Source organism: Streptomyces sp. NBC_00984 (genome assembly GCF_045162475.1).
Lineage (GTDB): Bacteria > Actinomycetota > Actinomycetes > Streptomycetales > Streptomycetaceae > Streptomyces.
This window is the reverse complement of record NZ_CP108734.1, coordinates 5,150,072-5,174,446: the sequence shown is the minus strand read 5'-3', so window position 1 is coordinate 5,174,446 and position 24,375 is coordinate 5,150,072. Positions and strand designations below refer to the sequence as shown.

Below are 24,375 nucleotides of genomic sequence, written 5' to 3'. Positions count from 1 at the left end.
TCGCACCGGCCCGTCAGGCGGTGCGGCGGCGGAGCGTGGCGGCGCCGAGGGCGAGGACGAGGAGGGCGCAGCCCGCCACAATCAGGACGTCGCGCACGAAGTCGCCGGTGATGTCGGTGTGGCGGAGGACCTCGTTCATGCCGTCGACGGCGTACGACATGGGCAGGGCGTTCGAGATCGCTTCGAGGACGGGTGCCATCCGGTCGCGGGCGGTGAACAGTCCGCAGAGCAGGATCTGCGGGAAGATCACGGCGGGCATGAACTGGACGGCCTGGAACTCGGACGCTGCGAAGGCGGAGACGAACAGGCCCAGTGCTGTGCCGAGCAGGGCGTCGAGCAGGGCGACCAGGAGCAGCAGCCACGGGGAGCCGGTGACGTCCAGGCCCAGCGCCCAGACGGAGAGCGCGGTGGCCAGGAGGGACTGGACGATCGCCACGGCGCCGAACGCGAGGGCGTAGCCGGCGATCAGGTCGCCCTTGCCGAGCGGCATCGCGAGGAGGCGTTCGAGGGTGCCCGAGGTGCGTTCGCGCAGGGTGGCGATCGAGGTCACCAGGAACATCGTGATCAGCGGGAAGATGCCGAGGAGCGAGGCGCCGATGGTGTCGAAGACGCGGGGGCTGCCGTCGAACACGTACCGGAGCAGCGTGATCAGCACGACCGGGATGAGGAGCAGCAGTGCGACGGTGCGGGCGTCGTGGCTCAGCTGGCGCAGCACCCGGGCGGCGGTGGCGAGGGTGCGGGCCGCCCGGTCCGAGGTCACCCGACAGCCTCTCGGGGGTGGTGCGGCCGGGCGGGGGCGGTTCCGGGGCGCGGGCGGCGGGGGCGGGTGCGTGCTCATCGGGAGGGCTCCCGGTGGGTGGCGGCCTGGTCGACCAGGTGGAGGAAGGCCTCTTCGACGGTGTCCGCGCGGGCGTCGGCGCGCAGCGCCTCGGGGGTGCCGTCGGCGAGGATCTCGCCCTCGCGCATGAGGAGCAGGCGGTGGCAGCGCTCGGCCTCGTCCATGACGTGGGAGGAGACGAGAAGCGTGGTGCCGTGGTCGGCGGCGAGGCGGTGGAAGAGGTTCCACAGGTCGCGGCGGAGCACGGGGTCCAGGCCCACGGTGGGTTCGTCGAGGACCAGGAGTTCCGGGGTGCCGAGCAGGGCCACGGCGAGGGAGGCGCGGGCGAGCTCGCCGCCGGAGAGGGTGCCCGCGAGGTCGTCGGCGTGGCCGGTCAGGTCGACCTCGGTGATGGCGCGGGCGACGGCGGCCCGGCGGGCGTCCCGCTGTCGGCGGCCCGGCCGGAGGATCGCCGCGAAGTAGTCGAGGTTCTGCCGGACGGTCAGGTCGGTGTAGACGGACGGGGCCTGGGTGACGTACCCGATGCGCGGGCGGAGGGTGGGGTGGCCCGCGGGGCTGCCGAGCACGTCGAGGGTGCCGGTGACCTTGGCCTGGGTGCCGACGACGGCACGCATCAGGGTGGATTTGCCGCAGCCGGAGGGGCCCAGGAGGCCGGTGATCCTGCCGGGTTCGACGGTGAAGTCGAGGCCTCGCAGGACGGTGCGGTCGCCTCGTACGACCGTGAGGCCACGGGCCTCGACGGCGACACCCGGGGAATTCATCATGTGGTGAATTTTTATCCCGGGGTGTCCGCCCGTCAAGGGGCGTGCGAGGGTGGGCCGGGGCTGATCGCCACGCCCAGGTCGACCACGTAGCGCTCCTCGACCGTGCCGTCCGGGAAGAGCTCCGCGAGCCGGTCGCGCTCCTCCGCGAGGAAGCCTCGCGCCGGTTCCGCGCCCAGGACGAGGAAGGCGGAGTGGGTGCCGAGGTTGGCGAGGTGGGTGTCGAGGGACACCCGTCGGCTCCAGGGCACCCGGCGGTGCGCGAAGTGGAGCCCGGACGTCAGGTCGCGGGGGCGGACGGGCGAGCCGTGGGCGGAGTCGCCGGTGTCGAAGAAGCGGCGGAGGCGGGCGTCCTGCTCGGCGATCCAGGGGACGGAGTGGTCCGAGACGTTCCACCAGAGGACGAGGGCACCTCCGGGGCGAAGGTCCCGCAGCGCCTCGGGGGCGGCGAGGGCCGGGTCCGTCCAGTGCCAGGACTGGGCGTACGTGATCAGGTCGGCCGATGCGGTGGCGAGGGGGAGGTGGTTGCCGTCGCCGCGCACGACGGGCAGGTGCGGGAGCGAGCGGTGGAGTTCCTCCGCCATGCCGGCGCCCGGTTCGACGGCGGTGACCCGGGCGCCCCGCTCGTGGAGGAGCCGGGTGGAGATGCCCGTGCCGGCGCCGACGTCGACGACCCGGGCGCCGCGCAGCGGGCGGCGGGCCAGTTCCTCGACGGCGTCGAAGAGTGCGGGCGGGTAGCCGGGGCGGGCCGCGGCGTACTGGGCGGCCGCGCCGTCGAAGGAGAGCGCCCGGGACGGGGTGGCGGGGGTCAGGGGTGCGGGCGAGGAGGCGGGGGCGTCGGGATCGGCGGGAAGCATGGGTTCATCGTGGCGCGTGCGCCGGGCCCGCGCCGGTGGTTTCGCCCTGTGCGCACATGGCTTCCGCCCGGGGCCGCCTACTTGCGCTTGGGGCGCTTGCCCTTGCCGGTCCTGCGGGCCGCCGGGTTCCCGGTGCGGGCCGAGCGGCGCTTCTCGTAGCGGGCCAGGGCCGTCTCGTACTCCGTGCGGTGCAGTCGCTCGCCCGGCGCCTCCCGGAACGTGCGGAGGAAGTACGCGATCAGCGAGCCGACGAAGCCGATCGTCTTGAGACCGCGCAGATTGGCCTCGCGCGCCGGGTCGGCGGGGCGGCGGCTGAACCCTTCCCAGGTCTTGCGGAAGGCGATGGCGCTGCAGATCGCGAACATCAGGACGACCAGAATGCCGACGAAGCCGCCGACATCGGCGATCTGCAGTCCCTGGTAGGCGAAGCGGAGCACGAAACAGGCGGCGACCGAGGCGGCCAGGGAGCCGACCGCGGCGCCGGCGCGGCGCAGCCCGTAGCCCCCGCTGTGGTCGACCCAGGTCGTACCGAAGAAGCGCAGGGGCTCGGGCTGCGGGCCGGGCGTGGTGGAGCCGGGCGTGGCGCCGGCGACGGGGGCTTCGCTGTTCTCGCTCACGAAGTCGATTATCCCCGGGCGGCCGGGGTCCCGGACGCGCCGGTCGCGATCCCGGCCGCCGTCCCGGTCAGTCGCAGTGCGGCGCGATGTAGCCGTCGCTGCCCGTGTGGACGTAGGCGTCCGCCACGAACTGGCCGTTGGCGATGTTGTCCCAGAGGTTCGAGGTGCCGTACGGGCCGGTGACCCGCTCCCCCGGCTTCTGGCAGTAGACCGGCACCTTCATCCCGTACGGGAGGGTCCTGACGATCCCGTACTTGGTGCCCGGTCCCGTGCGGACGTTGACGCGGTAGCCGGGCGCGATCGGATACCTGGTGACGTCGTCGTTCCCGGCGAGCGTCTCCACGTCCTCGGTGACGTCGGTGACATCGGCTGCGGCGGCCGTGCCGCCGGTGTGCTCGTCCATGGCCATGAGGCCCTCCCCCGTCGAGAGATGGTGTGTACGAGGTGTACGACGCGCAGGCTACAAGCCCCGTCCGGATCGCACGCACCATCGACTAGGCTCCGTGCGTCGCGCTTGCGGACGAACACACGGGGGTGGGCGATGCCGCCGCTGCGAGGTACCGGAGCCACTCCGGAAGCGGAGCATCCGGAGTACGCCGGGCAGTACCGTCTTGAGGCACGTCTCGGCGCGGGCGGCATGGGAGTCGTGCACCTGGCGCGCTCCGCCTCCGGGCTGCAGCTGGCCGTCAAGGTGGTGCACCAGCAGTACGCGGCGGACCCCGAGTTCAGGGCACGTTTCCGGCAGGAGGTCGGGGCGGCCCGGCGGGTCAGCGGCGCCTTCACCGCATCGGTCGTCGACGCCGATCCGGATGCCGTACGGCCGTGGATGGCCACCCTGTACGTGCCCGGTCCCACGCTCGCCGACCAGGTGAAGCGGAACGGGCCGATGGCCCCCGCCGAACTGCGCAGGCTGACGGCGGGACTCGCCGAGGCGCTGCGCGACATCCATCGGGCCGGGGTGATCCACCGCGACCTCAAGCCGAGCAATGTGCTGCTCTCCGACTCCGGGCCCAAGGTCATCGACTTCGGGATCTCCCGGCCGTACGACAGCGATCTGCGCACCGAGACGGGCAAGCTGATCGGCTCGCCGCCGTACATGGCGCCCGAGCAGTTCCAGCGACCGCGCGAGGTCGGGCCCGCCGCCGATGTGTTCGCCCTGGGGGCCGTGCTCGTCCACGCGGCGACCGGCCGGGGGCCCTTCGACTCGGACAGCCCGTACATCGTGGCCTACCAGGTGGTGCACGACGAGGCCGATCTGGCGGGGGTGCCGGCGGACCTGGCTCCGCTGATCGGGCAGTGCCTGGCGAAGGACCCCGACGGGCGGCCCACCCCGGACGAGATCATGACGACGCTGCGCCCGCCCTCGTACGACGCCGCCGCGTTCATACCGTCGCAGCGGCGGCCGGTCACCGCCGCGGCCCCCGTCCCGGAGACCGGGGCGGACGCGGGGGCGGCGGCCGACGCGGACACGCATGTGGGCGCGGGCGCGGCGGCGCGGGGCAGGGGGGCGGCCGGGGACGGCGGCGGCAGGCGGCGGTGGCTGGCAGCCTCCGCGGCGCTGCTGGTCATGGGGGCCGGCGGGGTGTGGGCCGTCGGCGCGGGGTTCGACCTCGGTGGCTCGGGCGGGGCCGACGGGTCGGGCGGGACGAAGGGTTCGGCGGAGGCGTTCGCCCCGTGGCGGACGCCGTTGCGGACCGCGGGCAAGGCGACGCCGGTCTGTTCCCCGGTGGACGGCTCCGGGGAGTCCGGGGAGTCCGGGAAGGAGGCGTCCGACCGGTCCGCGGCTCTGTACTGCGCGGCGGGCGGTGTCGGTGTCACCCGGCTGGACCCGGCGGACGGCCGGGTGCTCTGGTCCCGTCGCCCGGCGGCGGACAGCCCGTCGGTCGGCGTGGTGTCGGTCTCCGGCGGTCTGGTGCACACCGCGGTGCCGGGCGGGAAGCTCCGGGCGTACGACCCCGCCAAGGGCGAACAGGTCTGGGACGCGGACCTCTCCCCGTATCTGGGCACCCCCTTCGACGCGGGTGACACGCTGCTGCTGGTCGCCGAGGACGGCACGACCGAGGCGCTCGACTCCGCGACCGGTGTCTCCCTCTGGCGGCATCCGCTCGCCGGGCACCAGCGCCCGGACTACGCGCTGTACGACGACAGGACCGGTCTGGCCTACGCGTTCGAGCACTCGGCCTACGGGTCCACCACACTGGTCACGGCCGTCGACGCCGCGACGGGGCACACCGCGTGGCAGCGCAGGCTGGACGGGATGCTGACCCCGGTGGGGACCTCGGACGGCGCGCTCGTCCTGACGGCCATGAACGGGGACGCCCAGACCGTCGGGCTCGTCCGCTACGAGCCGGGGACGCGGCGCGTCGTACGGATGGCGCTGCCGTTCCGGATGAATGAACCGGAGGTCGTGCTGGGCGGGGACACCGCCTATCTGCTGGCGCACGGCGGGACGCTGGTCGCCGTCGACACCCGCCCGGCCGACGGCGGCAGAACGGTCCGCTGGCAGCTGGAGACCGCTGCCGGGCGGACGTCCGCGCCCGTCCTCGCCCCCGGGAACCGGCTGTACTTCTCGACGGCGGACGGGCGGCTGCTGGCCGTGGACACCGAGCACGGGAAGCTGCTGGGGCAGACGGGCCCACGGCTGCGGGACGGAAGGCTCACGTACTCCTCGGCGCTGCCCGCCCCCGTCGCCGCCGGCCGGACCGTCTTCGGGACCGCGCCCGACGGGTCCGTGTTCGCCGTGGACGGACAGGACCCCGCTCGCTGGTGAGCGCGAGCGGGGTCCTCGTCGGGCAGCGCGTCGTCCGGGTCGTCGGTCGGCGCGTCGTTCAGCCGAGCTTGGACACGTCGCGCACCGCGCCCCGGTCGGCGCTCGTCGCCATCGCCGCGTAGGCGCGCAGTGCCGCCGAGACCTTGCGCTCGCGGTTCTTCGGCGCGTAGACGCCGTTCAGCGCCTCGCGGCGGGTGGCCAGCTCGGCCTCGGGGACGAGGAGCTCGATCGAACGGTTCGGGATGTCGATCCTGATCCGGTCGCCGTCCTCGACCAGCGCGATCGTGCCGCCCGACGCGGCCTCCGGCGACGCGTGGCCGATGGACAGACCCGACGTACCGCCGGAGAAGCGGCCGTCGGTCACCAGGGCGCAGCTCTTGCCGAGGCCGCGGCCCTTGAGGAAGGAGGTCGGGTAGAGCATCTCCTGCATGCCGGGTCCGCCGCGCGGGCCCTCGTAGCGGATGACGACGACGTCGCCGTCCTTGATCTCCTTGCGGAGGATCTTGTCGACGGCCTCCTCCTGCGACTCGCAGACGACCGCCGGGCCCTCGAAGGTCCAGATCGACTCGTCGACGCCCGCCGTCTTGACGACACAGCCGTCCACGGCGAGGTTCCCCTTGAGGACCGCGAGGCCGCCGTCCTTGGAGTACGCGTGCTCCACGTCGCGGATGCAGCCACCGGCCGCGTCCAGGTCGAGGGTCTCCCAGCGTTCGGACTGCGAGAAGGCGATCGCGGAACGGACGCAGCCGGGGGCCGCGTGCCACATCTCGACGGCCTCCGGCGACGGCGAGCCGCCGCGGATGTCCCAGTTCTTCAGCCACTCGGCGAGGGAGTCGGAGTGGACCGAGTGCACGTCCTCGTTGAGCAGGCCGCCGCGGTGCAGTTCGCCCAGGATGGCGGGGATGCCACCGGCCCGGTGCACGTCCTCCATGTAGTACGTGCCGCCGGGGGCGACGTTGGGCGCGACCTTCGACAGGCAGGGGACGCGGCGCGAGACCTCGTCCATGTCGCCGAGGTCGTAGTCGAGCTCCGCCTCCTGGGCGGCGGCCAGCAGGTGCAGGATCGTGTTGGTGGAGCCGCCCATCGAGATATCGAGTGCCATGGCGTTCTCGAACGCGGCACGGGTGCCGATGGAGCGGGGCAGGACCGAGGCGTCGTCCTGCTCGTAGTAGCGCCTGGTGATCCCGACGACCGTGCGGCCGGCCTCCTCGTACAGCGCCTTGCGGGCGGTGTGCGTGGCGAGGACGGAGCCGTTGCCGGGGAGGGAGAGGCCGAGGACCTCGGTCAGGCAGTTCATCGAGTTGGCGGTGAACATGCCGGAACAGCTGCCGCAGGTGGGGCAGGCGTTCTCCTCGATGCGGAGGATGTCCTCGTCGGAGATGCTCTCGTCGACCGCGTCGCTGATGGCGTTGACCAGGTCGAGCTTGCGGACCGTGCCGTCGACGAGGGTGGCCTTGCCGGCCTCCATCGGGCCGCCGGAGACGAAGACCGTCGGGATGTTGAGGCGCATCGCGGCCATCAGCATGCCGGGGGTGATCTTGTCGCAGTTGGAGATGCAGATCAGCGCGTCCGCGCAGTGCGCCTCGACCATGTACTCGACGGAGTCGGCGATCAGGTCGCGGGAGGGGAGGCTGTACAGCATCCCGGCGTGGCCCATCGCGATGCCGTCGTCGACGGCGATGGTGTTGAACTCGCGGGGCACGGCGCCCGCGGCCTTGATGGCATCGGAGACGATCCGGCCGACCGGGGCCAGGTGCGTGTGGCCGGGGACGAACTCGGTGAAGGAGTTGGCGACCGCGATGATCGGCTTGCCGATGTCCTCGCTCGCTACGCCCGAGGCCCGCATGAGCGCGCGGGCACCCGCCATGTTGCGGCCGTGAGTGACAGTGCGGGACCTCAGCTGGGGCATCGTCTCTCGCTCCTTCGACGTTAAAGACTGTCTCCGAGCGTACGCCTCCGACTCCAAGATCTGGACACAGTGTCCGAAATGCGGGACGAAATGCTCGGTGGGTGGGCGGGGCGGCGGCGTGCGCGATTCCGTGGGGCTCGGGGATCCTCAGGCTTCCGTCAGGTAGCGCTGCAGGGTCGGTGCGACCATCTCGACGATCTTCTCGGGGTCCGCCGAGGCCAGCGGTTCCGCCCGGATCACATAGCGGAGCATCGCGATCCCGATCATGTGCGAAGCCGCCAGTTCCGCGCGGAACGTGGCGTCCGGTACGTCGAGTGCCTCCGCCACGCGTTCCAGGAGCCGGCGCAGGACGAAGCCCCGGAGGACCTTCGCCGCCGCCTCGTGCGTCAGCGCGGATCGCATGATCGCCAGCAGCGGGGCCCTGGACGCCGGGTTCTCCCACACGGAGATGAAGTAGCGGGCCAGCCGCTCCCCCAGGCCGTCCGTGCCGTTGCCGAGGACGGCCGGGAGCACCAGGGCCGGCTCGAAGGAGAGCTCGATCGCGGCCGCGAAGACCTCGTCCTTCGTGCCGAAGTAGTGGTGGACCAGGGCGGAGTCGACGCCCGCCGCCTTGGCGATGCCCCGAACCGACGCCTTGTCGTAGCCGCGCTCCGCGAATTCGGTGCGGGCCGCCTCCAGGATGCGGGTGCGCGCGTCGGGGCCGGTGGGGGCGGCGGTACGGGAGGGGCGGCCGCGGCGCTTGGGGGCGGGGCCGCCCGTGGGGCCGCCGGGGTCCGTGGGGCCGGTGGGGGCGCCGGTCATGGGCGCGGCGCGCGGATCGGGGACGACGCCAGGTGGAGCCGGGTGAAGGCCAGCGCCTCCGCCAGGTCGGCCTCGCGTTCGGCGGTGGACATGGCACGGCGGGTGTTGACCTCGATGACGACATGGCCGTCGAAGCCGGTGCGGGCCAGGTGCTCCAGGAGTTCGGCACAGGGCTGGTCGCCCCGGCCGGGCACCAGGTGCTCGTCCTTGTTGGAGCCCTTGCCGTCGGCGAGGTGGATGTGGGCGAGCCGGTCGCCCATCCGCTCGACCATCGCCATGCCGTCGGTGCGGGCCGTCGCGGTGTGCGAGAGGTCCACGGTGAAGTGGCGGTAGTCGCCGTTGGTGACGTCCCAGTCGGGGGCGTACGCGAGCATCTCGCGGTCCCGGTAGCGCCAGGGGTACATGTTCTCGACGGCGAACCGCACATCGGTCTCGTCGGCCATGCGCCAGATTCCGGTGACGAAGTCGCGCGCGTAGTTGCGCTGCCAACGGAACGGCGGATGGACGACCACCGTCGTCGCCCCGAGCTTCTCCGCCGCGGCGCGGGCCCGCTGGAGCTTCACCCAGGGATCGGTGGACCAGACGCGCTGCGTGATCAGCAGACAGGGCGCGTGGACGGCGAGGATCGGCACCTGGTGGTAGTCCGAGAGCCGTCGCAGCGCCTCGATGTCCTGGCTGACGGGGTCCGTCCACACCATGACCTCGACGCCGTCGTAACCGAGGCGCGCGGCGATCTCGAAGGCCGTCGCCGTCGACTCCGGGTAGACGGAAGCCGTCGACAGGGCGACCTTCGCATCCGGGATGCGCACCACTGGTTCTGCCACTGGGACAGCGTACGGGCAGTGGTACGCCGCGCCGAGGGGTCCCGGCGGAAAGTGAGCAGGACCATGGCGGACTTCCGGCTACCCGGCGGCACTCGGCCCGGCGCACTCAGAGCCTGTCGGGTGACCTCCCCCCGATCAGAGGTCACCCGACAGGCTCTCAGCCCAGCGCGGCCCGCTCCGCCGGCAGGTGGTCCAGGCGGCGCAGGATGACGCCCTCGCGCAACGCCCAGGGGCAGATCTCCAGCTCCTCGACCCCGAACAGATCCATCGCCCCCTCCGCGACCAGCGCCCCGGCAAGCAGCTGCGCGGCCCGGCCCTCGGAGACGCCGGGCAGACCGCCCCGCTGCTCGACGGTCATCGCCGCCAGCTTCGGCACCCACTCCTCCAGCGCCTTGCGGGTGAGGCCGCGCTGCACGTACAGGCCGTCGGCGGAGCGCGCGGCGCCCGCGATCCTGGCGAGCTGTCTGAAGGTCTTGGACGTGCCCACGACATGGTCGGGGCGCCCGAGACGGGTGAACTCCCCGACACTGCGGGCGATCCTGGCCCGGACATGGCGGCGCAGCGCCTTCACCTCCGCCGGGTCCGGCGGATCGCCCGGCAGCCACCCTGCGGTGAGCCGGCCGGCCCCGAGCGGCAGCGACACCGCGGCGTCCGGCTCCTCGTCCATGCCGTACGCGATCTCCAGCGAACCGCCTCCGATGTCCAGGACCAGCAGCCGCCCCGCCGACCAGCCGAACCAGCGGCGCGCGGCGAGGAAAGTGAGCCGGGCCTCCTCGGCGCCGCTGAGGACGGCGAGGTCGATGCCCGTCTCGTCGCGCACCCGGGCCAGCACCTGGTCGGCGTTGCTCGCCTCCCGTACCGCGGACGTGGCGAACGGCAGGACGTCCTCGCACCCCTTGTCCTCGGCGGCCTGGAGCGCGTCGGTGATCGTCGCCACGAGCCGGTCCACACCGTCGGGGCCGATCGCCCCGTCCTCGTCGAGGAGTTCGGCCAGGCGGAGCTCCGCCTTGTGCGAATGCGCGGGCAGCGGGCGCGCGCCGGGGTGCGCGTCCACCACCAGCAGATGCACCGTGTTCGAACCGACGTCGAGGACTCCGAGTCTCATACCCGGAACGCTACCGGGACCTCGGAGCCGGGCCGACCAGTGATCGGGACCGCGAACTCGGGGCCGGCCGCCTTACTCTTGGCGCGTGCCAAAGACGAAAAAGGCGAAGCCGGGCAAAAACACAAAGAAGCAGGGAACGAAGCAGGAGATGCGGCAGCAGGAAGCGAACGGACCGAACCGGTCCGAGGACGAGACGGGGATCGACTTCGCGCGCGCCTGGGTGGAGTTCCCGGACCCCGCGGACGAGGAGCAGGTCTTCCGCTGCGACCTGACCTGGCTGACCTCCAGGTGGACCTGCATCTTCGGCAGCGGCTGCCAGGGCATCCAGGCGGGCCGTGCGGACGACGGATGCTGCACGCTGGGCGCGCACTTCTCGGACGAGGACGACGAGAAGCGGGTGGCGAGCCATGTCGAACGGCTGACCCCCGATCTGTGGCAGTTCCACGATGTCGGCACCGGGACCGGCTGGGTCGAGGTCGACGACGACGGGGAGCGCCAGACGCGACGCTGGAAGGGTTCGTGCATCTTCCAGAACCGGCCCGGATTCGCAGCGGGCGCGGGCTGCTCCCTGCACATCCTGGCGCTGCGGGAGGGCAAGGAGCCCCTGGAGACCAAGCCGGACGTCTGCTGGCAGCTGCCGGTCCGGCGTACGTACGACTGGATCGACCGGCCCGACGACACGCGGGTGCTCCAGGTGTCGATCGGCGAGTACGACCGCAGGGGCTGGGGCCCCGGCGGTCACGATCTGCACTGGTGGTGCACCTCGGCGACCTCGGCGCACGGGGCCGGGGAGCCGGTGTACGTCTCGTACCGGCCCGAGCTCACCGAGATGATGGGCAAGGAGGCGTACGAGCGGCTCGTCGAACTGTGCGAGGAGCGGTTGTCCTCGCTGCTGCCGATGGCACCGCACCCGGCGGATCCGGTCGATCCGGCGTGACGACCGGGGCGTGAATCCCGGGCGGGGCGGGGCGGCCGGGGCATGACGGCCAAGCTCGGCGGCCGGGCGCGAGCCCCGGACGGCCCGGTTCAGCCCGTCGTGCCCTGCCCCGGGTCGGTGGGGGTCTTGGAGTCGGACGGGTCCGGGGACGGCGACGGGTGATCGGTCGGGTCCGGGTCCGTCGGTGACGGGGTGGGGTCGCTCGGGTCGGGTGTCGGGTCGGTGGACGGTGTGGGACCCGGCGAGGACGTGGGCGGGCCGGGGGTGGCGGAGGGTTCGGCCGGGTGCCCCGGGCCGCCGGGCGAGGACGGCGTCGCCCCGTGCCCCCGGATCACCACCGCCGAGCCCGACGGGGCGAGGGCGATGCGCGCGCTCCACGGGCCGGCCGGTTCCCGCCAGTGGTCCACGAGGACGCGGACCGTGATGCTCTCGCCCGCGGCGAGCGTGCCCGAGGAGCGGCTCAGCCGGACCCAGGACGCGTCCGCGCGGCCCGACCAGGCGACGGGCGCGCCGCCCGACGCGGTCAGCCGGATCAGGGTGGTGCCGCCGGAGGAGCGGGCCTCGACGGTGAGCCCGCCGACGCCGTCCCGGCCCGGACCCGAGCTGATCACCTCCGCCGAGACGTCCGGGGCGCGGCCGTCCTCGAAGCGGGCGCCGGGCTCGGGCCGGGCATTGCCCGCGTTCTCGTAATGGCCGTCCGCGGTGCCGTCGGGTCCGTGCCGGGCATCGGTCTCGGTGGCGGTGACCGACGAGCCCTCGTGGCCCTCGCCGGTCTGCGGGGCGCCGCGGTAGGCGGTCCACAGCGCGATCACCGGGGCGGCGACGACCGTGGCCACCACCGTCGTCGTCACGACCCTGGCCCGCAGCCGGTCCCGGCGCGCGGCGCGGTCCTTCGGGTCCATGGGGAAGCCCGCCCGGTCGAAGCGCGGGCCGCCGGAGCGGTTGCGCTGGGCGTGGACCATCGCAACGTACGCCGAGGGCCGGGGCGCCTCGACGACCGGCAGCGCGGCGGCCGGGGTGACCGCGGCGCCGGGCCACGGGCCCTCGGCCCCGGCCCGTTCGGCGGCCCTGCGGCAACGGGGGCAGTCGTCGACGTGGCGGACGAGTTCGCGGCGCAGGGCGGCGGAGAGCAGGACGCGGTGTTCGCCGGTGAGCCGGGCGACGATGGGGCAGTTGCCGGTCTCGACGACGGCGAGGGCGGCGCGGGTGCGTTCCACCTCGCAGGCCGCGCAGGCCAGGAGCTCACGGGCGGCCGCCGGGTCGAGGCCCAGGACGGCGGCGACGGCGCGCGGGGCGAGGCGGTGGCGGACCGCGAGTTCGAGTGCTTCGCGCTGCTCGGGGGTGGTGCCCGCGGCCTCGGGCCAGGCCAGCTGGGCGAGCTCACGGCGGTGCGCCTCGGCAGCGGCCTCGGTTTCGGGGGCGCGGGCGGGGCCGACGGGGGCGCCGCCCGGCGTGAACCCGGCGGTGGCAGAGGTCTTCGCCGCGACGGCGGGGGGCGTACGGCGTCCCGCGCGCGCCCCCTGGGTGGCCGTTCCGCCCGGCTGCTTGCCCGGAGGCCCGCCCGCCCGCCTCGTCTCCTGCTTCGACGGCTTCGACGACGCCGCCTGCTTCGAGGAGAGTCGCCCCGGCTGCTTCCCGGCCTTGTGCCGGTGCGCCTGACGGCCCTGCTTCTGCTCGGTGAGCTTGCGCAGGCACATCCATCTGGCCAGCGCGTACAACCAGGGTTTACGTTCCTCCTCGCCCGCCGGGCACCGGCCGCCCTGCCGTTCCGCGATCGCGAGCACACCGCCGAGCGCCTCGGTGGCGGCGTCGTGGTCGCAGAGCACGGAGAGGCAGTAGGTGAACAGGCCGTCGAGATGCGGTTCGTAACGGGCGGGTGGCCGACGCGGCGAAGAGGGCGTCGAGAGGCGGGGCGCACTGCGCCGCGCCCGGTGTGCGCCGGTGGTGTGCGTGGGGGGCTCCAGACCGCTGCTCGTCACCTTGCGACCGTAGGCAGCACAGGGCACACCTTTAGCTCCCCTTCAGCACTTTTAACCCTTACGGGTGAACGTATCCCTCAAAAGGGGACAGGAATTTCCGATTCCAACGGAATCGCCCCGGCGCTCGCCCGGAAGTTCCCCGGCCTCCGGAGGGCGCGCACCCGCCGCCGGGCGCCGCCGCCGGACCGCGCCGGGCGGCACTGTCGTACCCCACCTATACGGTTGCGCCATGGCTGCCCGTACGAAAACCGCGAAGGACCGGCCGTCCTACCGCTGCACCGAATGCGGCTGGACGACCGCCAAGTGGCTCGGCCGCTGCCCCGAATGCCAGGCATGGGGGACGGTCGAGGAGTTCGGCGGCGCCCCCGCCGTGCGGACCACCGCGGCCGGCCGGGTCAGTACCGCCGCGCTCCCCATCGGCCAGGTCGACAGCCGGCAGGCCACCGCCCGGTCGACCGGCGTCGGCGAGCTGGACCGGGTGCTCGGCGGCGGTCTCGTCCCGGGCGCCGTGGTGCTCCTCGCGGGCGAGCCGGGCGTCGGCAAGTCGACGCTGCTGCTGGACGTCGCCGCCAAGGCGGCGAGCGAGGACCACCGCACGCTCTACGTCACCGCCGAGGAGTCCGCGAGCCAGGTGCGGCTGCGCGCCGACCGGATCCGGGCGATCGACGACCATCTGTACCTCGCCGCCGAGACCGACCTGTCCGCGGTCCTCGGCCATCTGGACGCCGTCAAGCCCTCGCTCCTCGTCCTCGACTCCGTGCAGACCGTCGCCTCGCCCGAGATCGACGGGGCGCCGGGCGGTATGGCGCAGGTCCGGGAGGTCGCCGGTGCCCTCATCCGGGCCTCCAAGGAGCGCGGCATGTCGACGCTCCTGGTCGGCCATGTCACCAAGGACGGGGCGATCGCGGGGCCCCGGCTGCTGGAGCATCTCGTCGACGTGGTGCTGTCCTTCGAGGGCGACCGCCATGCCCGCCTGCGGCTCGTACGGGGCGTCAAGAACAGGTACGGCGCGACCGACGAGGTCGGCTGCTTCGAGCTGCACGACGAGGGCATCACCGGCCTCGCCGACCCCTCCGGGCTGTTCCTCACCCGGCGCGACGAGCCCGTGCCCGGCACCTGCCTGACCGTCACCCTGGAGGGCAAGCGTCCGCTCGTCGCCGAAGTGCAGGCGCTGACGGTCGATTCCCAGATCCCTTCGCCCCGGCGCACCACCTCGGGCCTGGAGACGTCCCGGGTGTCGATGATGCTCGCGGTCCTGGAGCAGCGCGGCCGGATCAGTTCGCTGGGCAAGCGGGACATCTACAGCGCGACGGTCGGCGGTGTGAAGCTCTCCGAGCCCGCCGCGGACCTCGCCGTCGCGCTGGCCCTGGCCAGTGCCGCGAGCGACACCCCGCTGCCCAAGAACCTGGTGGCGATCGGCGAAGTGGGCCTCGCGGGCGAGGTCAGAAGGGTCACGGGGGTTCAGCGCAGGCTGGCCGAGGCGCACCGCCTGGGCTTCACGCACGCGCTGGTTCCGACCGACCCGGGGAAGGTCCCGGCCGGTATGAAGGTCACAGAAGTCGCCAACATGGGCGATGCGCTGAGCGTCCTCCCGCGCCGGTCTCATGCACAGGCCCCCCAGGAGGAGAGCGCACGCCGGTAGACTTTGCCCTGGTCTCGCCCGTCCGTACGAACGGTACGAGGGACGTAAGGGCACCGCAAACCTGTGACCGGAGGAGTGCAGTGGCAGCCAACGACCGGGCAGCATCGCCCGGAAAGTCCGGCCAAGGCACCGGTAATGAGGCGCTGATGCGCGCCTCGCTGAGCGCCGTGGCGCCCGGAATGGCGCTGCGGGACGGCCTGGAGCGCATCCTCCGTGGCAACACCGGCGGGCTGATCGTGCTCGGCATGGACAGGACCGTCGAGTCGATGTGCACCGGCGGATTCGTGCTGGACGTGGAGTTCACCGCGACGCGCCTGCGCGAGCTGGCCAAGCTCGACGGCGCGCTGATCCTCGACAAGGACATGACCAAGATCCTGCGCGCCGGCGTGCAGCTGGTGCCGGACGCCTCCATCCCCACCGAGGAGACCGGCACCCGCCACCGCACGGCGGACCGGGTCTCCAAGCAGTGCAACTTCCCGGTCGTCTCGGTCTCGCAGTCGATGCGCCTGATCGCGCTCTACGTGGACGGGGAGCGCCGGGTCCTGGAGGAGTCCGCCGCGATCCTCTCCCGCGCCAATCAGGCCCTCGCCACCCTGGAGCGGTACAAGCTCCGGCTCGACGAGGTCGCGGGCACGCTCTCCGCGCTGGAGATCGAGGACCTGGTGACGGTCCGGGATGTCACGGCGGTCGCACAGCGGCTGGAGATGGTCCGCCGGATCGCGACCGAGATCGCGGAGTACGTGGTCGAGCTGGGCACCGACGGCCGGCTTCTCTCCCTCCAGCTCGACGAGTTGATCGCGGGGGTCGAGCCGGAACGCGAGCTGGTCGTGCGCGACTATGTGCCGGAGCCGACCGCGAAGCGGTCCCGTACGGTCGCCGAGGCGCTGACCGAGCTCGACGCGCTCTCCCACACCGAGCTGCTCGAACTCGCGGTCGTGGCACGGGCCCTGGGCTACAGCGGCTCGCCCGAGACGCTGGACTCGGCGGTCTCGCCGCGCGGCTTCCGGCTGCTGGCGAAGGTGCCGCGGCTGCCCGGGGCGATCATCGACCGGCTGGTGGAGCACTTCGGCGGTCTGCAGAAGCTGCTCGCCGCCAGCGTGGACGACCTCCAGACGGTGGACGGCGTCGGCGAGGCGCGGGCGCGCAGCGTGCGCGAGGGCCTGTCACGGCTGGCCGAGTCGTCGATCCTCGAACGGTACGTGTAGAGCCGATACGCGCAGAGCCGGTACGCGCCGCGGCGCGCAGGACGATCGGGGCCCGGGAGACCGGGCCCCGCCGTTTCTCCGGGCCCGCCCCGCCCCGGCGCTCGCGCGCTCGGTCCTTCGCGAGGACGTCAGTCCTTCGCGAGGACGAACGAGGCGCGCTGCACCGGCTCGCCCGGCGCCTTCGCCTCGACCAGATACGTACCGGGCCCCGCCGTCCCCGCGGGCGGCGTCGCGCACTGCGGAGAACTCTTCCTGCGGTCCCACTCCACGGTGTGGACGACGGTCTCGCCCGCCGGAACCTTCAACAGCAGAACGCCCGCGTCGCGCGGGCAGTCCTTGGAGGACCACACCTGGCTGTCGTCGCCGCCGGCCTCGGTGATGGTGAGCACCGCGCTCTTCGGCCCGAGGTCGGCCTTGCAGGTGGTGGCCGAGGTGTTCTTGACGACCAGCTTGAACTTCGGCTTCTCGCCGGGGCTGTAGTTGAGCTCGGTGCTCAGGCTCAACCGCAGTGCCGCGGGGGTGCAGTCGGGGAGCGGGGAGGAGGCCGGGACCTGCCGGCCGGCCGTACCGCCGCCGCTCGCGCCGCCGGCTCCGGTGTCCGTACCGCCGTCGCCCGTGGCGTCGCCCGAGCCCGCGCCCGTACCGCCGCCGTCCCCGCCGCCGCCGTCACCGCCCGAGTCGCCCGACTCGTCGCGTCCGCCGGGCTGTTGGGTGATGGCCGGGCCCGAGCCTCCGGGGCCCGGCGTGATCTCGTGTACGGGGCCCGACCCGGCAGGCCGGGAGTCGTCCTTGCTCTCCTTGTCCCCGCCCGAGGTGACGACCCATACGATCAACAGCGCGAGCAGCGCAACGAGCGTCGCCGCTACGGCCCTCCGTCGCCAGTAGATGGTGGAGGGAAGCGGACCGATCGGATTACGCAAAGATCCCACGGCTCAAACTGTACGAGAGATCGGCACCAACTCCCGCCCCACCCGCCGCCCTGGGTCTCAAGTTTTACGGATCATCATCACGGGCGGCCCGTTCCGTCCCCGTACCGCCGCCGAGTTGGCCTCCGGGCATCGCCCGGATGAACTCCCGGTTTCATTGACTACCCTCTGTCACATGGATAGTTCAGTTACGGCCCCGCTCTACCGGGACATCACCGACTTCGCACATGACATGCCGTCATGGGTGCAGCATCTGGCCGAGATATGGACGGAGCTCGGGCTCCTGGTCTTCGGTGTCCTGTTCATCACCGGGTGGTGGCGTGCCCGGAACCAGGGCGACGGCGCCCTGGCCCTGGCGGTGCTCGCGCCCGTCGCGACGGCCTTCGGCTATGTGGCCAGCGAGGTGCTCAAGTCGGTGGTGGACGAGGAGCGCCCGTGCAGATCGGTGGTCGGCGCCGCGGCCTCGCTGGTGACCTGCCCGCCGACCGGCGACTGGTCGTTCCCCAGCAACCACTCCGCGATCGCCGGTGCGGCAGCGGTCGCCCTGGCGATCGCCCGGCCCCGGCTGGCCTGGCTCACGGTGCCGATGGCTCTGCTGATGGCCTTCTCCCGGGTCTTCGTCGGGGTGCACTATCCGCATGACGTGGCGGTCGGACTGCTGCTGGGCGCCGTGGTCTCGGCCCTGGTGGTCGCGGTGCTGCGCCGCCCGGCACAGTCGCTCGCCCGGACGGTGCGGAGCAGCCGGGCGCCGGTGGCGGCCTGGGCCTCGGGGCCGGGCGAGGCCCAGGCCGGCCGCTCCCGGCATCGGGCCAAGCGGCGCTGACGGCTCCGGCCGGGCCCGGCCGGGCCCGCTTGGGCCGGTTGCCGGACCGCCGGGGCGCGGACGGGTGGCATTATCACCCCAAGGGCCCTCAGGAGGAGCAACACCACCGTACGCGGAACCGTCGTCCGCCCTTCCGTGCCAGGATCGGCGGTGCGATGACTGCCATGACTGCGACACAGACGCCCCCCACCTCCCTCCACTCCCCCGTGATCGGGTGGTTCGACCAGCACGCCCGCGATCTGCCCTGGCGCCGCCCCGAAGCGGGCGCCTGGGGCGTGATGGTGAGCGAGTTCATGCTGCAGCAGACCCCCGTGAACCGGGTCCTCCCGGTGTACGAGCAGTGGCTCGCCCGCTGGCCCCGTCCCGCCGACCTGGCTGCCGAACCGCCCGGCGAGGCGGTCCGCGCCTGGGGCCGGCTCGGCTATCCCCGCCGGGCGCTCCGCCTGCACGGAGCCGCGCAGGCCATAACGGAGCGGCACGGCGGCGACGTACCGAGCGAGCACGGTCAGCTGCTCGCCCTGCCCGGGATCGGCGAGTACACCGCGGCGGCCGTGGCCTCGTTCGCGTACGGGCAGCGGCATGCCGTGCTCGACACGAACGTCCGCCGGGTGTTCGCACGGGCCGCGACCGGGATCCAGTACCCGCCGAACGCGACCACCGCCGCCGAGCGCAAGCTCGCCCGAGCGCTGCTCCCCGAGGAGGACGAGCGGGCCGCCCGCTGGGCCGCCGCGACGATGGAGCTCGGGGCCCTCGTCTGCACCGCGAAGAACGAGGACTGCACCCGGTGCCCGATCGCCGGGCAGTGCGCCTGGCGGCTGGCCGGGAAGCCCGCCCACCAGGGGCCCCCGCGGCGTGGTCAGACCTACGCCGGCACCGACCGGCAGGTCCGCGGACGGCTGCTCGCCGTGTTGCGCGAGGCCATGACGCCGGTGCCGCAGTCGGCGCTGGACGCGGTGTGGGACGAACCGGTGCAACGTGCCCGCGCGTTGGACGGCCTGGTCGCCGACGGCCTGGTCGAACCGCTGGCCGGCGGGCAGTACCGGCTGCCGCTGAGCTGAGCTCCTCGCCCGCTCCGCTCCCCCGCTGTTACACAACCGATGGACAGCCGTGCGTCGGCGTATGGCTGCTCCGCACAACCCCGTGACAACAGCTCCGTAGCGTCTTCGATGTCAGCCCGACCGATCGATGGCTGACGGCGGTACCACGGGGATCCACGGGGACGGAGGCGGTTGGAATGGCGCATGGCGAGGTGCTCGAATTCGAAGAGTACGTACGCACTCGGCAGGACGCGCTGCTGCGCAGCGCGCGGCGGCTGGTCCCGGACCCTGTGGACGCACAGGACCTGCTCCAGACCGCGCTGGTCCGTACGTACGGCCGCTGGGACGGCATCGCCGACAAGTCCCTGGCCGACGCCTATCTGCGCCGCGTCATGATCAACACCCGTACCGAGTGGTGGCGGGCCCGCAAGCTGGACGAGGTCCCCACCGAGCAGCTTCCCGACGCGAGCGTCGAGGACGGCACCGAGCAGCGCGCCGACCGCGCCCTGCTGATGGATGTGCTGGGCGTACTGGCTCCCAAGCAGCGCAGCGTCGTCGTGCTGCGACACTGGGAGCAGATGAGTACGGAGGAGACGGCTGCGGCGCTCGGTATGTCTGCCGGTACGGTGAAGAGCACGCTGCACCGTGCGCTGGCACGGCTGCGCCAGGAGCTGGAGAGCCGTGAGGCGGCGAGCAGGGAGGCCCGGATCCGCGAGGAGCGCGGTCCGGCGGCCGACCGCGCTCCGGTATGTGCGCGGGCGCAGGTGGGCAGGCGTACGGATGAACGGGGGCGGGAGCGTTGCGCGGCCTGACAGCCAGCGGCGACGGGGACGACCGTGGCGGTGAAAGAGACAACGGTGGCCGCGCGGCCACCGTCGGACGTGGCCGGGCACTGACCGGCTGGGCGGCGAGCGCCACGACCCTGGTCGGGCTCGCCGCCTTCGGGCTGCTCACCGTCGGCTGCTCGACCGGCGGTACCGGCACCCGGGACGAGGGCCCGGCCGGCACCCAGCCCGTCGCCCAGGTCACCCCCAGCGACGAGCCGTCCTCCTCCGCGAAGCCCTCCTCGCGGATCGATCCCGTGGCTCTGCTCAAGCACGACCCGAAGGTCAGCGAGCGGGTCAGAACGGATCTGAAGCCCTGCACCGGCTCCGAGTACCCGGTGGACACCTCGTACGGCACCATGACCGGCGGCCCCTCGGCCGATGTCGTGGTGAACGTGATGACCTGCGGCGATTCGGTGGGCGTCGGCACCTATGTGTACCGCCCGCGGAACAATGGCGGGTACGAGAACGTGTTCGCCATCGAGCAGCCCGCGGTCTACGGCACCATCGACCGCGGCGATCTGGTGGTGACGACCCAGGTGTACGAGAAGAAGGACTCGGTCGCGTACCCCTCCGGCGAGGAAGTGATCACCTACCGCTGGGCGGGTAGCCGCTTCAACGAGCACGACCGGGTGCACAACGACTTCAACCGAGCCGTCGGCAGCGGCGGGGCGGTCCTTCCTGCTCCGGACGCCGAGCCGCCGGGGAACTGAGAGCATTTCCGATGGCCGAGACCCACGTCCTGTTCGTCGAGGACGACGACGTCATCCGCGAGGCCACCCAGCTGGCGCTGGAGCGCGCAGGTTTCGTGGTCACCGCCATGCCCGACGGCATGTCGGGCCTCGACGCCTTCCGGGCCGACCGCCCCGACATCGCCCTGCTGGACGTGATGGTGCCGGGGCTCGACGGGGTCAGCCTCTGCCGTCGCATCCGCGACGAGTCGACGGTGCCCGTGATCATGCTGTCCGCCCGCGCGGACTCGATCGATGTGGTGCTCGGCCTGGAGGCCGGCGCGGACGACTACGTCACCAAGCCCTTCGACGGGGCGGTCCTGGTCGCCCGGATCCGTGCCGTGCTGCGCCGTTTCGGCCATGCCGCGGGCGGGCAGCCGGGCAGCGGGGAGCCGGAGTCGCAGCCCGTCGGCGGGGTGCTGGTCTTCGGCGATCTGGAGGTCGACACCGAGGGCATGGCGGTCCACCGGAGCGGCGAACAGGTGGCGCTGACCCCGACCGAGATGCGGCTGCTCCTGGAGTTCTCCGCGGCGCCCGGCACGGTGCTCTCCCGCGACAAGCTCCTGGAGCGGGTCTGGGACTACGGATGGGGCGGTGACACCCGGGTCGTGGATGTCCATGTGCAGCGGCTGCGCACCAAGATCGGCCAGGACCGGATCGAGACGGTCCGCGGCTTCGGCTACAAACTCAGGCCATGAAGCGGCCGGTTCTGCGGACGGGAGTCCGCTGGAAGATCAGCATCGCGATCGCCGCGGTCGGCGCGCTGACCGCGGTCGCGCTCAGCTTCGTCGTCCACAACGCGGCCCGGGTCTCGATGCTGGAGAACGCCCGCGAGGTCCAGCTGGAGCGGCTGACGTACGCGCAGCTGCTGTACGAGGCGACGAAGACGAAGAAGGCCGACCCCCGGTTCGGCGCCAAGCTCAACGACCCGACCATGCCGCGCAGCCTGCGCGCGGAGACCGCCAGGAACCGGCGCGCCACCCATGTCGAGGTGTCCGCCAAGGGGGTGCCCGACGTGTGGGCGGCGGTGCCGGTCGGCCACGGCGACGTGCTTTCGCTGCACACCCGGTTCGCGGGCCGCAGCTCCACGATCATGCGCGATCTCGACCGGGCGCTGATCATCGGCTCGGTCTCGGTGGTGTTCGGCGGCTGTGCGCTGGGGGTGCTGATCGGCGGGCAGCTGTCGCGCCGGCTGCGCAAGGCGGCGGCCGCGGCGGGCAGGGTCGCGCAGGGCAATACGGATGAACGGGTCAGGGAGGCCGTCGGCGGTGTCGTCCAGGACGAGACCGATGAGCTGGCCGGTGCGGTGGACGCGCTGACGGACGCGTTGAACGCGCGGATCGAGGCGGAGCGCCGGGTCACCGCGGACATCGCTCACGAGCTGCGTACGCCGGTGACCGGTCTGCTGACGGCGGCCGAGCTGCTGCCGCCCGGCCGCCCCACCGAGCTGGTACGGGACCGGGCGCAGGCGATGCGCACGCTCGTCGAGGACGTGCTGGAGGTGGCCCGGCTGGACAGCGCGTCGGAGCGGGCCGAGCTCCAGGAGGTCGCGCTGGGCGAGTTCGTCAGCCGGCGGATCGCGCTGCTGGACCCGGACGTGCGGGTGCGGGTCGTGCACGAGTCCTGGGTCAGCACCGATCCGCGCCGGCTGGAGCGCATCCTCGGCAATCTGCTGGGCAACGCCGCCAAGCACGGCGCCACTCCGGTGGAGGTCACGGTCGAGGGCCGGGTGGTCCGGATCCGCGATCACGGTTCCGGGTTCCCGGCGGCGCTGCTGCTCGAGGGGCCGAGCCGGTTCCGTACCGGAAGCAGCGACCGGGCCGGGCACGGGCACGGTCTCGGGCTGACGATCGCGGCCGGTCAGGCGCGGGTCCTCGGGGCCCGGCTGACCTTCCGCAACGCGGCGCCGGAAGGGGCGGCGCAGGGCACGGGCGGGGCCATCGCCGTGCTGTGGCTGCCCGAGCACGCGCCGACGAACACCGGCAGCTTCCCGATGCTCCAGGTGTCCGAGCAGCGGGGCCCGGACGGCGACGAGGCGCAGAGCGCGGAGTCGGGCCGCGGGCGGTCCGGCGGCTGAGCCGGATACAGCGGCGGGCCCCGGGGGGCCGGATACGACGGGAGGCTCCCGGGGCGCGCGCCCCGGGAGCCTCCTCGTACACCGCGCAGGGTCAGACGGCCTCGGCCTGCTTGGTGACCGGGCCCGCTCCGCGCAGCGGTACCTCCTTGACGAAGACCGAGGCGATCAGGGCGATCAGGCCGACCGAGGCGCCCACGAGGAATGCGATGTGCGTGCCGGAGGACACCGCGAACTGGTAGGCCTCGCGCGCCGCCGCCGGCAGCTTCGCCAGGCTCGCCGCGTCCAGCTGCGCGGACTTCGCGGTGGCCGCCCCGCCGCCGCGGGCCATCATCTCGTCCTGCACCCGTCCGGTGAACAGCGCGCCCATGATCGCGACGCCGAAGGAGCTGCCGAGCGTACGGAAGAGGGTCGTCGCCGAGGAGGCGACGCCCATGTCCTTCATCTCCACGCTGTTCTGCGCGACGAGCATCGTGATCTGCATCAGGAAGCCCATGCCCGCGCCGAGCACCGCCATGTAGACGCCGGAGGTGAACCGCGTGGTGTCGACATCCATCCGGGAGAGCAGGAAGAGACCGGTCACCATCAGCGCGGAGCCCACCACGGGGAAGATCTTGTACTTGCCGGTGCTGGTGGTGACCCGTCCGGCGATCAGCGAGACGACCATCATCGCCAGCAGCATCGGCAGGAGCAGCAGACCCGAGTTGGTCGCCGAGGCGCCCTGGACGGACTGCTGGTACAGCGGCAGGAAGAGCACCGCGCCGAACATCACGAAGCCCGCCATGAAGCCGACGACGGACATCAGGGTGAAGTTGCGGTTGCGGAAGATGTGCAACGGAATGATCGGTTCTGCTGCCTTCGTCTCGACGAAGAGGAAGCCGGCGAGCGAGGCGACACCGATCGCGATGAGCTCCATGATCACGGCGGAGTTCCAGTCGTACTCCGTACCGCCCCAGGTGGTCACCAGCACGATCGAGGTGATGCCGAGGGTCAGCAGCCCCGCGCCGAGGTAGTCGACCTTGGCCTGGGCCGCCTTCGTCTTCGGCAGGTGCAGCACGATGGTGACCATGGCGAGGGCGACCGCGCCCAGCGGCAGGTTTATGTAGAAGCTCCAGCGCCAGCCGAGGTGGTCGGTGATGGTGCCGCCGACCAGCGGTCCGCCGATCATGGCGATGGCCATGACACCGGCCATCATGCCCTGGTACTTACCGCGTTCACGGGGCGGTACGAGGTCGCCGATGATCGCCATGACGCCGACCATCAGGCCGCCCGCGCCGAGCCCCTGGACCGCCCGGAAGCCGATCAGCTGGCCCATGTCCTGGGCCATACCGCTCAGCACCGAGCCGATCAGGAAGATCACGATGGACGTGAGGAAGATGCCCTTGCGCCCGTACATGTCGCCGAGCTTGCCCCAGATGGGGGTGGAGGCGGCGGTGGCCAGGGTGTACGCGGTGACGACCCAGGACAGGTGCTCCAGGCCGCCGAGGTCACCCACGATGGTCGGCATGGCCGTGCCGACGATCAGGTTGTCCAGCATGGCGAGCAGCATCGTGATCATCAGGGCGAGCATCACCACCCGGACGCTGCGCTGCTGCGTCTCGGGTTTCCCGGCCGGGCGGTCGACGACTGTTGCCGTCCCGCCCGCCGCCTTCTTCAGATCGGACATCGATCCCCCACTCCCCTGTGATCCTCTGTGCGGGCCAGACACTTACTTG

22 protein-coding genes are annotated in these 24,375 nt (G+C 72.6%); 10 read left to right on the top strand and 12 right to left on the bottom strand.

Annotation, left to right across the window (positions count from 1 at the left end; all coding sequences use genetic code 11):
- Positions 1 to 13: 13 nt before the first annotated feature.
- From OG520_RS23070 to OG520_RS23050, 5 genes are all read right to left on the bottom strand, one after another.
- Positions 14 to 838 carry an ABC transporter permease gene (locus OG520_RS23070; RefSeq protein WP_406014435.1) on the bottom strand — a complete coding sequence of 275 codons (825 nt, stop codon included), beginning with the start codon at positions 836 to 838 and terminating at the stop codon, positions 14 to 16.
- On the bottom strand, positions 835 to 1,602 hold the full coding sequence (locus OG520_RS23065) for an ABC transporter ATP-binding protein (protein WP_399336602.1): 768 nt from the start codon (positions 1,600 to 1,602) through the stop codon (positions 835 to 837). Before OG520_RS23065 ends, OG520_RS23070 begins: the two co-directional genes overlap by 4 nt.
- A 32-nt stretch (positions 1,603 to 1,634) precedes the next feature.
- Entirely contained in the window at positions 1,635 to 2,456 is an 822-nt protein-coding gene (locus OG520_RS23060; protein WP_406014434.1) for a class I SAM-dependent methyltransferase, read from the bottom strand.
- Positions 2,457 to 2,533: 77 nt separating this feature from the next.
- Positions 2,534 to 3,073: a hypothetical protein gene (locus tag OG520_RS23055; protein WP_406014433.1), complete on the bottom strand. Its 540-nt coding sequence runs from the start codon at positions 3,071 to 3,073 to the stop codon at positions 2,534 to 2,536.
- 67 nt (positions 3,074 to 3,140) lie between these two features.
- Positions 3,141 to 3,482, bottom strand: coding sequence for an SH3 domain-containing protein (locus OG520_RS23050; RefSeq protein ID WP_406014432.1), 342 nt, complete (start codon positions 3,480 to 3,482; stop codon positions 3,141 to 3,143).
- Positions 3,483 to 3,614: 132 nt separating this feature from the next.
- On the opposite strand from OG520_RS23050, the gene OG520_RS23045 reads away from it, so the two are divergent.
- On the top strand, positions 3,615 to 5,843 hold the full coding sequence (locus OG520_RS23045; protein WP_406014431.1) for a serine/threonine-protein kinase: 2,229 nt from the start codon (positions 3,615 to 3,617) through the stop codon (positions 5,841 to 5,843).
- Positions 5,844 to 5,901: 58 nt separating this feature from the next.
- Here OG520_RS23045 and ilvD read toward each other — a convergent pair whose 3' ends face one another.
- The 4 genes from ilvD to OG520_RS23025 all read right to left on the bottom strand — a co-directional run bounded on the left by ilvD (position 5,902) and on the right by OG520_RS23025 (position 10,482).
- Positions 5,902 to 7,752, bottom strand: coding sequence for a dihydroxy-acid dehydratase (ilvD, locus tag OG520_RS23040; RefSeq protein WP_406014430.1), 1,851 nt, complete (start codon positions 7,750 to 7,752; stop codon positions 5,902 to 5,904).
- 147 nt (positions 7,753 to 7,899) lie between these two features.
- Entirely contained in the window at positions 7,900 to 8,553 is a 654-nt protein-coding gene (locus OG520_RS23035) for a TetR family transcriptional regulator (protein ID WP_406014429.1), read from the bottom strand.
- Entirely contained in the window at positions 8,550 to 9,377 is an 828-nt protein-coding gene (locus OG520_RS23030; protein WP_399336588.1) for a sugar phosphate isomerase/epimerase family protein, read from the bottom strand. Before OG520_RS23030 ends, OG520_RS23035 begins: the two co-directional genes overlap by 4 nt.
- A 157-nt stretch (positions 9,378 to 9,534) precedes the next feature.
- Positions 9,535 to 10,482, bottom strand: a complete 948-nt coding sequence (locus OG520_RS23025; RefSeq protein WP_399336586.1) for a Ppx/GppA family phosphatase — start codon at positions 10,480 to 10,482, stop codon at positions 9,535 to 9,537.
- Between the two features lie 85 nt (positions 10,483 to 10,567).
- Here OG520_RS23025 and OG520_RS23020 point away from each other — a divergent pair, with 85 nt between their 5' ends.
- Positions 10,568 to 11,419 (top strand): hypothetical protein, encoded by an 852-nt coding sequence (locus OG520_RS23020; RefSeq protein ID WP_406014428.1) that lies wholly within the window; start codon positions 10,568 to 10,570, stop codon positions 11,417 to 11,419.
- Between the two features lie 89 nt (positions 11,420 to 11,508).
- Here OG520_RS23020 and OG520_RS23015 read toward each other — a convergent pair whose 3' ends face one another.
- Positions 11,509 to 13,398: a hypothetical protein gene (locus tag OG520_RS23015; protein WP_406014427.1), complete on the bottom strand. Its 1,890-nt coding sequence runs from the start codon at positions 13,396 to 13,398 to the stop codon at positions 11,509 to 11,511.
- Between the two features lie 229 nt (positions 13,399 to 13,627).
- Here OG520_RS23015 and radA point away from each other — a divergent pair, with 229 nt between their 5' ends.
- Together radA and disA are read left to right on the top strand one after the other, a co-directional pair.
- On the top strand, positions 13,628 to 15,040 hold the full coding sequence (gene radA / locus OG520_RS23010; RefSeq protein ID WP_399336580.1) for a DNA repair protein RadA: 1,413 nt from the start codon (positions 13,628 to 13,630) through the stop codon (positions 15,038 to 15,040).
- Between the two features lie 80 nt (positions 15,041 to 15,120).
- Positions 15,121 to 16,245 carry a DNA integrity scanning diadenylate cyclase DisA gene (gene disA, locus OG520_RS23005; RefSeq protein WP_266417745.1) on the top strand — a complete coding sequence of 375 codons (1,125 nt, stop codon included), beginning with the start codon at positions 15,121 to 15,123 and terminating at the stop codon, positions 16,243 to 16,245.
- Positions 16,246 to 16,373: 128 nt separating this feature from the next.
- Here disA and OG520_RS23000 read toward each other — a convergent pair whose 3' ends face one another.
- Positions 16,374 to 17,174, bottom strand: a complete 801-nt coding sequence (locus OG520_RS23000) for a hypothetical protein (protein WP_406014426.1) — start codon at positions 17,172 to 17,174, stop codon at positions 16,374 to 16,376.
- 172 nt (positions 17,175 to 17,346) lie between these two features.
- Here OG520_RS23000 and OG520_RS22995 point away from each other — a divergent pair, with 172 nt between their 5' ends.
- From OG520_RS22995 to cseC, 6 genes are all read left to right on the top strand, one after another.
- Positions 17,347 to 17,994: a phosphatase PAP2 family protein gene (locus tag OG520_RS22995; protein ID WP_406014425.1), complete on the top strand. Its 648-nt coding sequence runs from the start codon at positions 17,347 to 17,349 to the stop codon at positions 17,992 to 17,994.
- Positions 17,995 to 18,149: 155 nt separating this feature from the next.
- Positions 18,150 to 19,052 carry an A/G-specific adenine glycosylase gene (locus OG520_RS22990; RefSeq protein ID WP_266417737.1) on the top strand — a complete coding sequence of 301 codons (903 nt, stop codon included), beginning with the start codon at positions 18,150 to 18,152 and terminating at the stop codon, positions 19,050 to 19,052.
- Between the two features lie 176 nt (positions 19,053 to 19,228).
- Positions 19,229 to 19,843 (top strand): SigE family RNA polymerase sigma factor, encoded by a 615-nt coding sequence (locus tag OG520_RS22985; protein ID WP_399336574.1) that lies wholly within the window; start codon positions 19,229 to 19,231, stop codon positions 19,841 to 19,843.
- The gene (locus OG520_RS22980; RefSeq protein WP_406014424.1) at positions 19,831 to 20,568 is read left to right on the top strand and encodes a hypothetical protein; all 738 of its coding nucleotides are present in this window, start codon (positions 19,831 to 19,833) and stop codon (positions 20,566 to 20,568) included. The genes OG520_RS22985 and OG520_RS22980 overlap by 13 nt, the downstream gene beginning before the upstream one ends.
- 11 nt (positions 20,569 to 20,579) lie before the next feature.
- On the top strand, positions 20,580 to 21,284 hold the full coding sequence (gene cseB, locus OG520_RS22975) for a two-component system response regulator CseB (RefSeq protein WP_399336570.1): 705 nt from the start codon (positions 20,580 to 20,582) through the stop codon (positions 21,282 to 21,284).
- A complete protein-coding gene (gene cseC / locus OG520_RS22970) occupies positions 21,281 to 22,663 on the top strand; it encodes a two-component system sensor histidine kinase CseC (protein ID WP_399336568.1) in 1,383 nt (460 codons plus the stop codon). Before cseB ends, cseC begins: the two co-directional genes overlap by 4 nt.
- Positions 22,664 to 22,754: 91 nt before the next feature.
- Here the strand turns inward: cseC and OG520_RS22965 are convergent, their stop codons facing one another.
- Positions 22,755 to 24,326: an MDR family MFS transporter gene (locus OG520_RS22965; protein WP_406014423.1), complete on the bottom strand. Its 1,572-nt coding sequence runs from the start codon at positions 24,324 to 24,326 to the stop codon at positions 22,755 to 22,757.
- Positions 24,327 to 24,375 lie beyond the last annotated feature (49 nt).